The organism is Micromonospora sp. NBRC 110037, assembly GCF_001652995.1.
In the GTDB taxonomy this organism is placed as follows: Bacteria; Actinomycetota; Actinomycetes; order Mycobacteriales; family Micromonosporaceae; genus Micromonospora; species Micromonospora chalcea.
Genome location: NZ_BBVA01000005.1, coordinates 53,050 through 68,043 on the forward strand (window position 1 = coordinate 53,050; position 14,994 = coordinate 68,043).

12 protein-coding genes and 1 pseudogene are annotated in these 14,994 nt (G+C 72.7%); 7 read left to right on the plus strand and 6 right to left on the minus strand.

What is annotated here, in order from left to right:
- Positions 1-59: 59 nt before the first annotated feature.
- The 4 genes from narI to A4R25_RS16575 are packed head-to-tail and all read right to left on the minus strand — an operon-like array spanning position 60 to position 6,797.
- A complete protein-coding gene (narI, locus tag A4R25_RS16560; protein WP_064447296.1) occupies positions 60-821 on the minus strand; it encodes a respiratory nitrate reductase subunit gamma in 762 nt (253 codons plus the stop codon).
- Positions 818-1,438, minus strand: coding sequence for a nitrate reductase molybdenum cofactor assembly chaperone (gene narJ / locus A4R25_RS16565; protein ID WP_064447297.1), 621 nt, complete (start codon positions 1,436-1,438; stop codon positions 818-820). The genes narI and narJ overlap by 4 nt, the downstream gene beginning before the upstream one ends.
- Positions 1,435-3,132 (minus strand): nitrate reductase subunit beta, encoded by a 1,698-nt coding sequence (gene narH, locus A4R25_RS16570; RefSeq protein ID WP_064447298.1) that lies wholly within the window; start codon positions 3,130-3,132, stop codon positions 1,435-1,437. Before narH ends, narJ begins: the two co-directional genes overlap by 4 nt.
- Positions 3,132-6,797 (minus strand): nitrate reductase subunit alpha, encoded by a 3,666-nt coding sequence (locus tag A4R25_RS16575; protein ID WP_064447299.1) that lies wholly within the window; start codon positions 6,795-6,797, stop codon positions 3,132-3,134. Before A4R25_RS16575 ends, narH begins: the two co-directional genes overlap by 1 nt.
- A gap of 193 nt (positions 6,798-6,990) precedes the next feature.
- On the opposite strand from A4R25_RS16575, the pseudogene A4R25_RS31155 reads away from it, so the two are divergent.
- Positions 6,991-7,229: pseudogene (locus A4R25_RS31155) on the plus strand (radical SAM/SPASM domain-containing protein); the annotation flags it as partial.
- 49 nt (positions 7,230-7,278) lie between these two features.
- Here A4R25_RS31155 and A4R25_RS16580 read toward each other — a convergent pair.
- Both A4R25_RS16580 and A4R25_RS16585 read right to left on the minus strand, forming a co-directional pair.
- Positions 7,279-7,719: a hemerythrin domain-containing protein gene (locus A4R25_RS16580; protein WP_064447300.1), complete on the minus strand. Its 441-nt coding sequence runs from the start codon at positions 7,717-7,719 to the stop codon at positions 7,279-7,281.
- Positions 7,720-7,848: 129 nt separating this feature from the next.
- The gene (locus A4R25_RS16585) at positions 7,849-8,655 is read right to left on the minus strand and encodes a DUF2249 domain-containing protein (protein WP_064447301.1); all 807 of its coding nucleotides are present in this window, start codon (positions 8,653-8,655) and stop codon (positions 7,849-7,851) included.
- Here A4R25_RS16585 and A4R25_RS16590 point away from each other — a divergent pair.
- From A4R25_RS16590 to A4R25_RS31835, 6 genes are all read left to right on the plus strand, one after another.
- A complete protein-coding gene (locus A4R25_RS16590; protein ID WP_245254704.1) occupies positions 8,654-9,409 on the plus strand; it encodes a helix-turn-helix domain-containing protein in 756 nt (251 codons plus the stop codon). The genes A4R25_RS16585 and A4R25_RS16590 overlap by 2 nt on opposite strands.
- Complete coding sequence (locus A4R25_RS16595; RefSeq protein ID WP_064447303.1) at positions 9,406-10,533, plus strand: hypothetical protein; 1,128 nt, start codon at positions 9,406-9,408, stop codon at positions 10,531-10,533. Before A4R25_RS16590 ends, A4R25_RS16595 begins: the two co-directional genes overlap by 4 nt.
- Before the next feature lie 110 nt (positions 10,534-10,643).
- On the plus strand, positions 10,644-11,855 hold the full coding sequence (locus A4R25_RS16600) for a hypothetical protein (protein WP_231915549.1): 1,212 nt from the start codon (positions 10,644-10,646) through the stop codon (positions 11,853-11,855).
- Positions 11,856-11,858: 3 nt separating this feature from the next.
- Positions 11,859-13,211, plus strand: coding sequence for a multicopper oxidase domain-containing protein (locus tag A4R25_RS16605; RefSeq protein WP_064447305.1), 1,353 nt, complete (start codon positions 11,859-11,861; stop codon positions 13,209-13,211).
- Between the two features lie 5 nt (positions 13,212-13,216).
- Complete coding sequence (locus tag A4R25_RS16610; RefSeq protein ID WP_064447519.1) at positions 13,217-13,975, plus strand: YwiC-like family protein; 759 nt, start codon at positions 13,217-13,219, stop codon at positions 13,973-13,975.
- 78 nt (positions 13,976-14,053) lie between these two features.
- The gene (locus tag A4R25_RS31835) at positions 14,054-14,224 is read left to right on the plus strand and encodes a hypothetical protein (protein WP_225980475.1); all 171 of its coding nucleotides are present in this window, start codon (positions 14,054-14,056) and stop codon (positions 14,222-14,224) included.
- The last annotated feature ends 770 nt before the right edge of the window (positions 14,225-14,994 follow it).

The window sequence follows — 14,994 nt, forward strand, 5'->3', positions numbered from 1 at the left end:
GGCTGCCCGTTCGCCGGAGGCAGCCGGTGGCGGTCTCCGGGCGGTCGAGGCGGCGGTGGTCACCGGCGCGAGCGGGTCCGACCGCCGCGCGGGGTGGGCAGCCGGGGCGGCCCCTCCCATCCGGGGCGGGTCGGCCGCAGTCCGGGCCGGTCGTCGCGGCTGCGATAGACGACGTAGGGTCGGGTGGCGTAGCCGACCGGGGCGCTGAACGCATGGACGAGGCGGGTGAACGGCCAGAACGCGAAGAGCGCGAAGGCGGCCAGGATGTGGATCTGGAAGCCCACCGGGACGTCGGCCATGATCCCCGGATCCGGGCGGAGGTAGAACAGCGACCGGAACCACGGGGAGATGGTCTCCCGGTAGTCGTAGCCGGTGCCGGCGACGTTGGCCCGCACCGTGGCCCAGAGGCCCAGCACGATCACCCCCGCCAGCACCACGTACATCGCCTTGTCGTTGCGGGTGGTGGCGGCGAAGACCGGCCCGGTCAACCGGCGGCGGGCGATCAGGATGCCCAGCCCGATCAGGGTGCAGAAGCCGGCTACCGTGCCGATGAACACGGCCATGAGGTGGTAGGTGTGCTCGGTGACGCCGACCGCCTCGGTCCAGGACTTCGGGACCAACAGGCCACCGATGTGTCCGATCAGGACCATCAGTACTCCGAAGTGGAACAGTGGGCTGCCCCACCGCAGGATGCTGCTCTCGTAGAGCTGGGAGGATCGGGTCGTCCAGCCGAACTTGTCGTAGCGGTGGCGCCAGATCAGGCCGCCGACGAGGATCGCGATCGACAGGTACGGGTACACCACCCACAGCAGGATGTTCATCGGCGTCCTCCAGTCGTGTCGACCAGTCCGAATGGTTCGAGTCCGACCTGCTCCACCGGCGGCCCGATGCGGGCCAGCCGGGCGGCGGCGGCGATGTCCCCGGGCTGGGCGGGCGGCAGCATCTCCCGGACGGCGGCGACGGCCTGCCGGTACACCGACTTCTCCCGCGCCAGCGCCTCGACCAGCAGGTCGAGGCCGACGCGGTTCTCCCGCAGCAGCCGCCACCCGTCGTCGTCGGCGGCGGCCAGGTCGAGGACAGCGGGCAGGAAGTCGGGCAGCTCGCCGTCGACGACGGTCAGTCCGGCCGCCTTATACGCGGCGGCGAAGTCGACCAGCGCCTCACCCCGGCGACGGGTGTCGCCGCAGGTGTAGTAGGTCAGGTGCAGGCAGCAGCGGCGCCGGAAGTCGAACACCTCCACGTAGGCGGTCCGCAGGTCGACCGGCGCGTCGGCTTCCCGGTGGGCGACCACCTCGCGCAGCGGCCGGGCGACCTCGGCCGGCAGGCCGTCGAGCGCGGCCCGCACGGTGGGCAGCGCGGCGAGGACCTCCTCTTCGGGATAGCGCAGCAGCAGGGACGCCGCGCGGGCGGCCACCGCCCGCCAGGTCGGCTGGCTCACCGGTTACCTCCGTCGACGGGTGCGGATTCGTGGCTGCGGGGCGGGAAGAGACCCTTCGGGCTGCCCTTGCCGTCCCAGTTGAGCAGGTTGACCCGGCGGGGTTCGTCGCCCGGATCGGTGAAGCCCTCCGCGGTCTGCCGGTCGCGCAGCATGTGGAAGGTCTCCACCTGGACCGGCATCGGCGTGCCGGAGGACTCCCCGAAGGGCCCCTGGCCGTACGGGCCGCCGCCGCCCATCCCGGGGCCGCCCTCGTAATCGAGGCTGCACTCGGTGGCGATCTTCTCCAGCCGGTGCGCGTCCTCGGCGTGCGCGGCGGGGATGACGTACCGCTGCTCGTACTTGGCGATGGCGAGCAGCCGGTACATCTCGTCCATCTCCGCGCCGGTCATGCCGACCGCGGCGGCGATGGACTCGTCGCGCTCCTCGCCCAGGTTGATCCGGCGCTGGTAGGCGCGCATCGCGGCGAGCCGGTTCAGCACCCCGCGCACCGGCTCCGGATCGCCGGCGGTGAAGAGCTCGGCGAGGTACTCCACCGGGATGCGCAGCGCGTCGATGGCCCCGAAGAGGTTGCCGGCCTCCTCCGCGTCGTGGCCGGTCTCGCGCAGCGCGTCGGCCACCGGCGACAGCGGCGGGATGTACCAGACCATCGGCATGGTCCGGTACTCCGGGTGCAGCGGCAGCGCCACCTCGTAGCGCATGATCAGGTCCCAGATCGGCGAGCGCTGCGCGGCGTCGATCCAGTCGTCCGGGATGCCGACCTCGCGGGCGGCGGCGACCACGGCCGGGTCGTGCGGGTCGAGGAAGACCGACCGCTGCGCGTCGTACAGGTCGTGTTCGTCGGCGATGGCGGCGGCCTCGGCGACGCGGTCGGCGTCGTAGAGCATCAGCCCGAGGTAGCGCAGCCGCCCCACGCAGGTCTCGGAGCAGATGGTGGGCTGGCCGATCTCGATGCGCGGGAAGCAGAAGGTGCACTTCTCGGCCTTGCCGGTGCGGTGGTTGAAGTAGACCTTCTTGTAGGGGCAGCCGGTCACGCACATCCGCCAGCCCCGGCAGCGGTCCTGGTCGACCAGCACGATGCCGTCCTCGGCCCGCTTGTAGATCGCCCCCGACGGGCAGGAGGCCGCGCAGGACGGGTTGAGGCAGTGCTCGCAGATGCGCGGCAGGAAGAACATGAAGGTCTTCTCGAACTCCTGCTTCACCTGGCCGGAGACCTTCGCCAGCACCGGGTCACCGGCGGCGATCTCGTTGCCGCCGGCGAGCGAGTCGTCCCAGTTGGCGCTCCAGGTGATCTTCGTATCCTGGCCGGTGAGCAGCGACTTCGGCCGGGCCACCGGGGTGTCCTCGCCGGCCGGCGCGTTGATCAGGTGCTCGTAGTCGTACGTCCACGGCTCGTAGTAGTCCTGCATGGATGGCAGCTTCGGGTTGGCGAAGATGCTGAACATCTTCTTCACCCGGCCACCGGAGCGTGGCTTGAGCTTGCCGGAGCGGGTCCGCACCCAGCCGCCCTGCCAGCGCTCCTGGTTCTCGTAGGTGCGCGGGTAGCCCTGCCCGGGGCGGGTCTCCACGTTGTTGAACCAGACGTACTCGACGCCGGAGCGGTTGGTCCACGCCTGCTTGCAGGTGACCGAGCAGGTGTGGCAGCCGATGCACTTGTCGAGGTTCATCACCATCGCCATCTGTGCCATGACCCGCATCAGTACTGCACCTCCTGGGAGCGGCGGCGGATCACGGTGACCTCGTCGCGTTGGTTGCCGGTCGGGCCGAGGTAGTTGAACGCGAAGGACAGCTGCGCGTACCCGCCGATGAGGTGGGTGGGCTTGACCAGCAGCCGGGTCAGCGAGTTGTGGATGCCGCCGCGCCGGCCGTTGGTCTCCGACTTGGGCACGTCGATCACCCGTTCCTGGGCGTGGTACATGTAGACCGTGCCCTCGGGCATCTTGTGCGTCACCACGGCCCGGCAGACCACCACGCCGTTGCGGTTGACCGCCTCGATCCACTCGTTGTCCCGGACGCCGATCTTCGCCGCGTCGGCCTCGCTCATCCACATCGTCGGTCCGCCCCGGGACAGCGTGAGCATGATCAGGTTGTCCTGGTACTCGGAGTGGATGGACCATTTCGAGTGCGGGGTGAGGTAGCGGACGGTGATCTCCAGCTCCCCGTTGCGGCCGAGTCGCGGTTCGCCGAAGAGCTTGTGCATGTCCAACGGCGGCCGGTAGATCGGCAGCGCCTCGCCGGCCTCGTGCATCCAGTCGTGGTCGAGGAAGAAGTGCTGCCGGCCGGTGAGCGTATGCCAGGGCTTGAGCCGCTCGGTGTTGATGGTGAACGGGGAGTAGCGGCGGCCGCCGTGCTCGCTGCCCGACCACTCCGGGCTGGTGATCACCGGCACCGGGCGGGACTGGGTGTCGGCGAAGGTGATCTGCTTGCCCTCGTGCTCGGCCGCCAGGTCCGCCAGGCGTACCCCGGTGCGCTTCTCCACGTCCCGGAAGCCCGCGGTGGCGACCCGCCCGTTGGTGGTGCCCGACAGCGCCAGGATCGCCTCGCAGGCGTGCGTGTCCTTCGCCAGCGACGGCCGCCCGTCCGCGGCGCCGCCGCGCACCTCACCGTTCTTGTGGCGCAGATACTCGACCTCCGGCCGCACGTCGACCGAGAAGCCCTTGCCGGTGGTGCCGAGGGTATCCATCAGCGGCCCGAGCGCGGCCATCTTGTCGGCGATCGCGCCGTAGTCCCGCTCGACCACCACCAGTTTCGGCATGGTCCGGCCCGGCACCGGGGTCTCCCCGGTCGCCGCCCAGTCGCGGACCCGGCCGTGCGGGGTCGCCATCGCGTCCGGGGTGTCGTGCAGCAGCGGCGCCGCGACCAGATCCTTGCGTACGCCCAGCCGCGGCCCGGCGAGAGTGGAGAACGCCTTCGCGATGCCGTGTAAGGCGTCGAAGTCGGTCCGGGTCTGCCACGGCGGGTTGATCGCCGGGGTGAAGGCGTGCACGAACGGGTGCATGTCGGTACTGCTCAGGTCGTGCTTCTCGTACCAGGTGGCGGCGGGCAGCACGATGTCGGAGAAGAGCGTCGTGGAGGTCATCCGGAAGTCCAGGCTCAGCAGCAGGTCGAGCTTGCCCTCCGGGGCCTCCTCCCGCCAGGTCACGTCCTTGGGCCGCAACTCCTCCGGCGCCTCCTCGGCGCGCAGGTTCGCGTCGGTGCCGAGCAGGTGCCGCAGGAAGTACTCGTTGCCCTTGGCCGACGAGCCGAGCAGGTTGGCCCGCCAGACGGTCAGCACCCGTGGCCAGTTCTCCGGCGCGTCCGGGTCGGTGCAGGCGAACTTCACGTCGCCCTCGCCGAGCCGCTCGGCCACCCAGCCCGTCGGGTCGTCCGGCCGGGCGGCGAGGGCCTCGTCGGCCAGGTCGAGCGGGCTGCGGTCGAAGGTGGGCATCGACGGCATCCACCCCGAGCGGGCCGACTGGGCCAGCAGGTCCATGGTGTGCTTGCCGGCGAACGCGCCGGTGCCGGTGGGGGAGGAGACCACGTCGGCGGAGTAGGTGTCGTAGCGCCACTGGTCGGTGTGCACGTACCAGAAGGCGGTGCCGATCATCTGCCGGGGCGGGCGGACCCAGTCCAGGCCGAACGCGAGCTGCGCCCAGCCGGTCGCCGGGCGGCACTTCTCCTGCCCCACGTAGTGCGCCCAGCCGCCGCCGTTGACCCCCTGGCAGCCGGTGAGGGTGACCAGCGCCAGAATCGCCCGGTAGGTGGCGTCGGAATGGAACCAGTGGTTCGTGCCGGCGCCGAGCAGGATCATCGACCGTCCGCCGGAGCGGTCCGCGTTGTCGGCGAACTCCCGCGCCACCCGGGCCACCTGCGCCGCCGGCACCCCGGTGACCGGCTCCTGCCACGCCGGCGTGTACGGCGCCTCGACGTCGTCGTACCCGGTCGGCCACTGGCCCGGCAGGCCGTCGCGGCCCACCCCGTACTGGGCCAGCACCAGGTCGAAGACGCTGGTCACCAACTGGCCCCGCACCGTGCGGGTCGGCACGCCCCGGCGCAGCGCCTGCGGGGTGTCGGTGTCGAACCGAGGCAGCTCCACCTCCACCGCGTCGCCCGCCCCGAGGCAGGTCAGCGCCGGCTCCAGGTCGCCCAGGTCCAGGTTCCACTGGCCCTGCTGCTCGCCCCAACGGTGGCCGAGGCTGCCCCGCGGCACGGCGGGAGCGTCGGTGGCCGAGTCCCAGAGCACCGTCCGGAAGGCCGCCTCCTTGTCCGTCTCGCCCAGGTCGTCGGCGGTGAGGAACTTGCCCGGCCGGTACGCCCCGTCGGCACCCGGCTCCAGGGTGACCAGGAACGGCAGGTCGGTGAACCTGCGGACGTAGTCGACGAAGCGCGGGGTGCGCTGGTCGACGAAGAACTCCTTGAGGATGACGTGCCCCATCGCCATCGCCAGGGCGCCGTCGGTGCCCGGTTGGGCGGGCATCCACTCGTCGGCGAACTTGACGTTGTCGGCGAAGTCGGGGCTGACCACCACGACCTTCTGCCCCCGGTAGCGCGCCTCGGCCATCCAGTGTGCGTCCGGCGTGCGGGTCACCGGGACGTTGGAGCCCCACATGACGAAGTAGGAGGCGTCCCACCAGTCCCCGGACTCGGGCACGTCGGTCTGGTCGCCGAAGACCTGCGGGGAGGCCACCGGCAGGTCGGCGTACCAGTCGTAGAACGACAGCATCGAGCCGCCGAGCAGGGACAGGAACCGGGCGCCGACGGCGTGCGACACCATCGACATGGCCGGGATGGGGGAGAAGCCGGCGACCCGGTCCGGGCCGTACTCGGCGATCGCGTGCACGTGCGCGGCGGCGACCATCTCCTGGGCCTCGTCCCAGGTGATCCGCACCAGGCCGCCCTTGCCGCGGGCCTTCTGGTAGCGGCGGCGTCGTTCCGGGTCGGCCTGGATGTCCGCCCACGCGGCCACCGGATCACCGAGGCGGCTTCTGGCCTCCCGGTACATCTCCACCAGCACGCCCCGCGCGTACGGGTAGCGGACCCGGGTGGGGGAGTAGGTGTACCAGGAGAAGGCGGCACCCCGGGGGCAGCCCCGAGGCTCGTACTCAGGCCGGTCCGGTCCGACGCTCGGGTAGTCGGTCTGCTGCTGCTCCCAGGTGATGATGCCGTCCTTGACGTACACCTTCCAGGAGCACGAGCCGGTGCAGTTCACTCCGTGCGTGGAGCGCACCACCTTGTCGTAGGACCAGCGGTCCCGGTAGAAGGCGTCCGCCTCCCGGCCGCCGATCTGGTGCAATGTCCGGCCGTCGGCGGAGACCTCGGCCCGGCGTACCAGGCCGCCCACCGCCAGCAGCGCCCGCCCCGCACTATCGGTGGCTCGCGACATACGCCTCATTCCTTCGATAGATGGCCGTACTGCCCCACGTTCTCGACAGATGCGCCGGAGTGCAACCCCGAGCGAGGGCGTAATGGCCATGGTGCCGACGTACAACCTCGGGAAACCGGGCCGAAGGTCCCGAGATCATCGGCTTTGAATCTGCGGGTTCGCGGCGGGACTTCGGGCCCGGTCGGGCGGTCACCGGCAGGGCACGGAGCGGGGCCCGGCCGTCTCGGCGTCACCGTCCGGGACGCCCACCCTCACCCGCGAGGCGCTCGCCGGGCAGGTCCGGGACCGGGGGCCACTGTGGAGCGTGTTCTTCCTGGTGCCGGTCGGGTGGGGCGCCGCGCTGGGCGGCCTCGACGCGGGCAGACCGAGGACGTGCTCGACGCCCTCTACGACCTCCGCGAGACCGTGCCGGTCAAGACCACCGAGGCGCACCGCCGGTAGCCGCGGGGCGGCGTCGGCAGCGGCCGGCATCCGGGCCGGCTCACCCGGCCGCCGCCTCCGCCGGGGTGATCCGGTCCCAGGCCGGGATCGGCAGCGCGATCACCGCGGCCGGGAAGAGACCGTGCTCCTCGTTGTCGATGTGCCGGTGGAGCCGGTCCAGGGCGGCCAGCACCGCGGGCCAGTCCGGGGCGGCCCGGTCGACGCCGCCGAGCACGCCGTGGATGTCGTCGTGCTCCGCGCAGAGCTTCGCCACCGCCTCGGCCAGGCTGCCCTCGGCCCGCAGCTCCTCGAAGAGGCCGTCCTCCTCGGTGGCGGTGTGCGGCATCAGCAGCGCCAGCAGCGCGTCCAGCGCCACCAGAGCGTCCGGGCCGCCGGCCCGCACCGCGCCGCGCAGCAGGCCGGCCGCGTTCGCGATCGCCTCGTGCTCGGCCGAGAGCCGGCCGATCAGCGGGAACTCCCGACAGCCGCAGTAGTTGCACACTTCGTCTCCTGACCACGAGGGTGGGCGACTCCATCGTGCGTACCGGCAACCTCCGTCAGCAGGGCCGGACGGCCCGGTACGCCGGGACGGCGGGCCCTGACCCCCGCCGCCCTGGCACCGACAGACTGCTCAGACCGTCACCGGCCGGCGGGAGAGCCGGATCTGCCACACGTCCGGCCCGTCCTGCAGCCACTCGCTGGTCATGCCGTCGCCGTAGCGGGCTGCGACCTCGGCCAGCAGCGGGCGGGGTGCGTGCGGGGCGACCAGCACCAGCGCTCCACCGGCCGGCAGCGCCTCCAGCGCCGCCTGCACCCGCGCGTGGCGCTGGTCGTGCGGGAGCTGCCGGACGTCCAGCCGGGGATCGATGGTCAGGGTCGGTGCCGCCGCGTCGGCCGGTGCCCGGTCACCACCGCAGCCGCAGCCACCCCCGCCGCAACCGCCGCCTTTCGAGCCTTCCGAGGAGCCGAGCAGATCATGCATCCCCTCCAGCAACTTCGCCAGCGAGACGTCGGCCGCGTCCACCAGCAGCGGGACGACCAGGTCGTTCTCCTTGGCCAGGTGGACGGCGAGGAGCGCGGCGAGGGCGCGCGCGGTGCCGGCGAGGCGTACCGGCCGGTTGCCGGTCTCCAGCTCGGCGACCAGGCCGGTGATCGCCTGGTGCTCGTCGAGCATGCCCCGGACCAGCAGCTCACCCTCGGCCCGCTCACCGGCGGCGGCGTAGAGGGATTCCTCCTCGGCGTGCGCGTGCGGCAGCAGTTCGTCGCGGAGCCATCGGAGCAGTTCGTCGCGGTGCCGGAGCGCCCCGGCGGCGTCACCCTGGTCGGCCGCGGTCAGCAGGTTTCCGACGTGCCGGTCGAGGTCGGCGGCGAGCTGGGCGTGGTGCCGGACGACGGCCTGCGCGGCCTCGTGGTCGGCCGGGGAGCGTGAGGCGGACATGGAGCCCTCCAGGGTTTTGCGGGTGAACGACGTTGTAACGTTATCTAACGTGGAAACCCCGAGAACAGGGCCGGCCGGCGAGACCATCGACCCGCAACGCCACCGGGCCCTCGGCACCGCCAGCCGGGCCTCGATCCTGGAGTTCGTGCGCGCCGCCGGCGTCGGCATGACGATCGCCGAGGTGGGGGAACGGACGGGCCTGCACCTGTCCACCGCCCGCGCCCACCTCGACCGCCTGGTCGACGCCGGACTGTTGGTCAAGGCGCGGGCCAGTGGGGGCCAGCCCGGACGGCCGGCGTGGCGCTACCGGGCCGTCGCGGAGGCCCCGGCCCCCGCGCCCTACCGGGCACTCGCCGCCGCCCTGCTCGACCACCTGTCGCGGCGTGGCCACGGAGACGTCCGGGCGGAGGCCACCCGCGCCGGCCAGGCCTGGGGACGCCACCTCGCCGCCGCCACCCCGCCCGGCAGGGAGCCCGTCGAGACGCTGCTCGACGTCCTGCGCGGGCTGGGCTTCAATCCCCGCCGACACCGGACGGCCGACGGGGCGACCGAGATCCACCTGCACACCTGTCCCTTCCTGGAACTGGTCAACCGCAACCCCGACGCGATCTGCGCCCTGCACGTCGGCGTGGTCCGCGGCACGCTCGAACACGCCGGTGCCTCACCGGCCGGCGCCGTGCTCGAACCCTTCGGCGCACCCGACGCCTGCGTGGTGCGGCTGGCCCTGCCGAACATCACCGAAGAGCCGGCATGAACCCACGGCCGGTCGCCGTACGATGGCGTCTCCCCGTCCTCGCCGCGGGCGGCTTCGCCCTGGTGAGCGGTCTCTACGCCGCCCTGCTGCTGCTCGGCCTGCCGATGCCCGCGCCTCACGTCCCACTGGAGCAGGTGCACGGCCCGCTGATGGTGCTGGGCTTCGTCGGCACCCTGGTGGCGCTGGAACGCGCGGTGGCCCTCGGCACCCGGTGGGCCCTGCTCGCACCCGCCTGCTCCGGCGCCGGGGCGGTGCTGCTGGTGCTGACCGGGCCGAGCCTGCCCGGCCGGCTGCTGCTCATGCTCGCCTCGGTGCTGCTGCTGCTGATCTACCAGCGGCTGTGGTGGCGGCAGCCCGGCCCGGCGCTGCTGGCCCAGGTCACCGGCGCGCTGAGCTGGTACGCCGCTACCCTGCTCTGGCTCGCCGGCCTCAGCGTGCCGGAGATCGTGCCCTGGCTGGCCACCTTCGTGGTGGCCACCATCGCCGGGGAGCGTCTGGAACTCGCTCACCTCACGCTGCCCCGGCACGGCGTCGGCTGGTTCCTCGCCGCCCTCGGCACGCTGACCGCCGGCGCCACCGCCGCCGCGCTCTGGCCGGCCGTCGGGGCGTACCTCTTCGGGGTCGGCCTGCTCGCGACGGTGGCCTGGCTGGTGGTCTGCGACGTCGCCCGCCGCACGGTGCGCGCCGTCGGCCTCCCCCGCTACGTCGCGGTCGGCCTGCTCACCGGGTACGCCTGGCTGGCGCTGGCCGGCCTGCTGTGGGCCGGCGCCGGGCCGGTCACCGGCGGCTCCCGTTACGACGCCGCCCTGCACCTGGTCTTCCTGGGCTTCACCATGTCGATGATCTTCGCGCACGCTACAGTGATCCTGCCGGCTGTGCTTCGCCGCCCACTGCCCTACGGACCGTGGCTGTACGCCCCGCTCGCCCTGCTGCACACCACCCTGACGATCCGGGTCCTGGTCGGCGACGTGCTCGGCGTGCCGGCCGGGTGGCGCTGGGGCGGCGTCGGCAACGTCCTGGCGGTGCTCGGTTTCGTCGGCGGAGTGGTGGCCGCGTTGGTCCGCGCCGCCCGGCGGCGGACCCGGACGGCGGTCGTCCCGCCGGTCGTGCCGGCGGTGCGGTGATGGCCGGCACCCGCGGCGACTCCGCCCCGACCCCGCCCTCGGGCCCGAGGCCCGGGCCGACCGTCTCGGCAGTCGCGTCGGCCGGTCCCGCCGCCCCGGCCCTCGGCCCGGTGACCGCTCCGGCCGTGGCGGCGGGACTTCGGCGGGCCGGTTGGCACCGTCGGGTCGCTGCGCTGCCGTTGGCCTACCTGGCCGGGCTGGTCGTGCTCGCCTTCGTCCATCCGTTCCTCCCCGCATGGCGCTGGACGGCCATCCACCTGCTGCTGCTCGGTGCGGTCAGCAACGCCGTCGTGGTGTGGAGCGCCCACTTCGCCGCCGCCGTGCTGCGTGCCCCCGCCCCGGACCGCCGCCGCGCCGAGGCGGCCCGGCTGGCCGCGCTCAACGTGGGCGTGCTGGCGGTCCTGACCGGCGGCACGGCCGACCGCCCCTGGCTGGGCGTGGCGGGCGCTACGCTGGTCTTCGTCGCGGTGACCGCCCACCTCCTCGCGCTCACCCGCCGGCTGCGCCGCGCCCTGCCGGCCCGGTTCTCCGTCACGGTGCGCTACTACCTGGCGGCGACCGTGGCCCTGCTCGCCGGCGTGCCGGTCGGCGCCGGGATGCTGGTGATCGACGACCCGCTGCGCCCCCGGCTGCTGCTGTTCCACGCCCACGTGAACCTGCTCGGTTGGGTGACGCTGACCGTCCTCGGGACTCTGCTGACACTCTGGCCCACCGTGCTGCGTACCCGGATGGCCGACGGTGCGGTCCGCGCCGCCACCGTCGCGCTGCCGGTGGCGACGACCGGACTGGTCCTGCTGGGCGTCGGCCTGCTCGCCTGGTGGCGGCTGGTCGCCGCGGCCGGGCTGAGCCTGTTCGCCCTCGGCGCGCTGATCGCCCTGCGCCCCGCGCTGGCCGTCGCGCGCACCCGCCCCCCGTACGCGTTCGCGTCCTGGTCGCTCGCCGCGGCCGGCGGCTGGCTGATGGTCGCTCTCGCTGTGGACGCCGCGACGCTGCTGCCCGCTGCGGACCCGGCCGGCGCGGCCGACCGCTTCGGTGCGGTGCTGCTCCCGCTGCTGGTCGGCTTCGTCGCCCAGGTCCTCGTCGGAGCCCTGACCCACCTGCTGCCCGTGGTGCTCGGCGGCGGACCCGCGCCGGTGCGCCGCCGCGCCGCCCTGCTGGAGCGGCGCGGCCCGCAGCGCGTCGCGATGACCAACGCCGCCCTGCTGGTCCTCGTCCTGCCCACCCCGCTGTTCGTCCGCCTCACCACCTCACTGCTGATCCTCGCCGCGCTGGTGCAGTTCCTCGTGCCGGCCGTGCGGGTCCTGCTCACCGCCCGGAGGTAACCCGTGTCCGCGCGCACCGACGCCCCCGTGCCCCGCCCGCTCGGCGGAGCAGCCGCGGGTCTCGCCCTCGTCCTCGTCGCCGTCCTCGTCGGGGTCGCCGCCCAACGCGTCTCCGGTGACGCACCCGTCCCCGCCGCCGCCACCGCCGTCACCCCGACCGGGCACACCACCACGGTCACCGTGGTCGCCGACGGCATGCGTTTCCACCCCGACCGGATCGACGTGCCCCGGGGTGATCGACTGGTCATCGAGCTGACCAACCGGGACAACCGCCGCCACGACCTCGTCCTGGCCTCCGGGGCGAAGACACCGCTGCTGACGCGGGGCGGCGACGCCCGGCTGGACGCCGGCGTGATCGGGGCGACGGTGGAGGGCTGGTGCTCCCTGCCCGCCCACCGGCAGGCCGGCATGACACTGCGGATCGTCCCGACGGGGGCCACGGTGGCCGCTCCGACAGGGACGGCCGCGGCGACGGAGGGAACGAGGCCGCGCCTCGATGCCCTGGCCGACCCTGGCGCGGCCTTCCTCGCCCGGGACGCCACCGCTCCGCCCGTGCCGCCCGGCCGGCTGCACCGGCGTGAGCTGCACGTCCGGGAAGTCGTCCGGGAGGTCGCGCCCGGGGTACGGCAGCGGCTGTGGACCTTCGACGGAACCGTGCCCGGCCCGGTGTTGCGCGGCCGAGTCGGCGACACCTTCGAGATCACCCTGGTCAACGACGGCACCCTGGACCACGGCATCGACTTCCACGCCGGTGCCGTCGCCCCGGACGAGGTGATGCGCCCGATCGACCCCGGGCAGCGGCTGACCTACCGGTTCACCGCGACCCGCGCCGGCATCTGGATGTACCACTGCTCGACCATGCCGATGCTGCACCACATCGGCAACGGGATGTACGGTGCGGTCATCGTCGACCCGCCCGACCTGCCCCGCGTCGATCGCGAGTTCGTGCTCGTCCAGTCCGAGCTCTACCTCGGCCCGGACGGCGAGCCCGGCGACCTGGCCGCGATGCAGGCGGAGCGCCCCGACGCCGTCGTCTTCAACGGCTACCCCGCCCAGTACGCGCACCGTCCGCTGCCCGCCCGGGCCGGTGAACGGGTCCGAGTCTGGTTGCTCGACGCCGGCCCCAACCGAGACAGCTCGTTCCACATCGTCGGCGCCCAGTTCGACACCGTCTACCGGGAGGGGCACTGGGAGAACCGGCCGACCGACCCCGGTGGAGCACAGGTGCTGTCCCTCACCCCGGCCGGCGGCGGCTTCGTGGAGACGGTCTTCCCCGCAGCCGGGCACTACCCGTTCGTCAGTCACGCCATGGTCGACGCCGAGCGCGGCGCCCGTGGCCTGTTCGAGGTCCGGTGACCACCATGAACACCGCTGTCGTAGCCGACCGCCCGGTAACGCGCCGCCGCCGCGTGCGCCAGTTCGTCCCACCCCAGCACGGCGCGTGGGCGATGCTCCTGCTGCCGTACACCGTGGGGGTGGCCTTGGCCGGCCCGCGCTGGCCGCACCTGCCGCTGCTCGGCGCCTGGCTGACCGGCTACCTGCTGTCGTATTACGCCTTCCAGGCGATCAAGAGCCGTCGGCCGAGCCGCTTTACCCCCCAGCTGCTGGTGTACGGCCTGTTGGCGGCGCCGCTCGCGGCGACTGTGGCGCTCGCCCGGCCCGCCGTCCTCTGGTACGCCCCGGGCTACGCCGCGCTGCTGGCGGTCAACGCCGGATACGCCTGGCATCGCCGGGAACGGGCACTGCTCAACGACTTGGCCTCGGTGGCGCAGAGCTGCCTGCTGGTCTTCGTCGCGGCGACCATCGCCGGTGTGTCCGTCACCCGGGTCGCCCCGGCCTTCGCAGTGCTCCTGCTCTACTTGTTCGGCACTGTCCTCTGTGTCAAGACGATGATCCGGCAACGCGGTGACAGTCGCTTCCTCCGTCTCTCCATCGGATACCACGTGCTCGCCCTGGCCGCCGTGGTCTGGCTGCTGGATGTGCTGCTCGGTCCGGTCTTCCTGCTGCTCCTGCTCCGGGCCGCGCTGCTGCCGGCACGCCGGCTCCGCCCTGTGCAGGTCGGGATGATCGAGATCGGGTGCTGCCTGGTCGTTCTGGCCGGGGTGCTTGCGACGCTCTGACCGGCGCGCCCCCGTCCTCCGGAGTAGATGTTGTCGGGCAGCACGCTGAACGGGATCTTGACCTCGATCCGGTAACCGGTGTACGGCTCGCTGGTCACGACCGAGGCGATCTGGACGCCCGGCGAGCAGTTTCGCCAGCGCGTCGACGAACTGGCCCGTTGGCTCGTCACGTGCTGCCTCCTGCTCGACCCGCAGCGGATCGTGCTGGTCGGCAGGGTGGCGACCGAAGCCCAGCCGGCGGTGGTCTGAGCGGTACGCGGGGCGCGGCTAACCGGCGCCGACGCCAGCCAAGGCCGCTCGGGCAAGCGGCCACGATGTCTGACGAACGACCTGTAGGACGCCGTTCCAGCCTGGCTGCAGCAACCCGGTCACGGGCCCGGGATTGGGGGAGCAGGTTGGGAGCAACAGGGTGCACTGAACGGCCCTCAGCCGCACCGAACGGCACCCAACGGTGCGCAACTGCACCCACCCCTGCCTGCGGCTTCTCGTTTCCGCAGGTCAGAGTCGGTGCGGCGTCCTGCTTCCCGCGGAGTGCTCCGCCGTTCTACACGGCAGTCGATAACTCTCTATGTTGCCTGGCGATGATGTATGTGCAGGTCGTGGCGGTAAGGGGCTGCCGGATAGCCCGGCCTTTCAAGGGGGAGCAGATTGGGCGCACGCCGGCGAAGAGGTCATTGTGCCCGAAGGGTTCACCGGCTCGGGGCGGGACTGAGGGCGCTGAGCTGCGGTGATGCGGTCGAGCGGTGCGGTGTGACCTCCCAGAGAAGACCGAAGTGGTCAGGGTTCGCTGCTCCCCGTCCTGCTGGTGCCGGCTGCCGCCGGGACCCGCTGACGCCGGTCGAGAAGGCCCTGCCGTATCGACGCATGGCTCTGGTTTCCGCCGTGCTCGCGTCGATGTGATTCCGAGGGCTGAGACTCGTATCCCACCAGCAACGCGCTGACCAGCGCTTCCTGGGCGATGACCTCTTCGGCGTGCCCGAAGTGTCTGCGGCTCGGCATACGGGGGCCGACGGGCTGAT

Excerpts from the sequence above, each read along its gene's own strand:
- narI (WP_064447296.1), bottom strand. The coding sequence starts at position 821 with ATGAACATCCTGCTGTGGGTGGTGTACCCGTACCTGTCGATCGCGATC.
- narH (WP_064447298.1), bottom strand. The coding sequence starts at position 3,132 with ATGCGGGTCATGGCACAGATGGCGATGGTGATGAACCTCGACAAGTGC.
- A4R25_RS16575 (WP_064447299.1), bottom strand. The coding sequence starts at position 6,797 with ATGTCGCGAGCCACCGATAGTGCGGGGCGGGCGCTGCTGGCGGTGGGC.
- A4R25_RS16590 (WP_245254704.1), top strand. The coding sequence starts at position 8,654 with ATGGAGCCCTCCAGGGTTTTGCGGGTGAACGACGTTGTAACGTTATCT.
- A4R25_RS16585 (WP_064447301.1), bottom strand. The coding sequence starts at position 8,655 with ATGTCCGCCTCACGCTCCCCGGCCGACCACGAGGCCGCGCAGGCCGTC.
- A4R25_RS16595 (WP_064447303.1), top strand. The coding sequence starts at position 9,406 with ATGAACCCACGGCCGGTCGCCGTACGATGGCGTCTCCCCGTCCTCGCC.
- A4R25_RS16610 (WP_064447519.1), top strand. The coding sequence starts at position 13,217 with ATGAACACCGCTGTCGTAGCCGACCGCCCGGTAACGCGCCGCCGCCGC.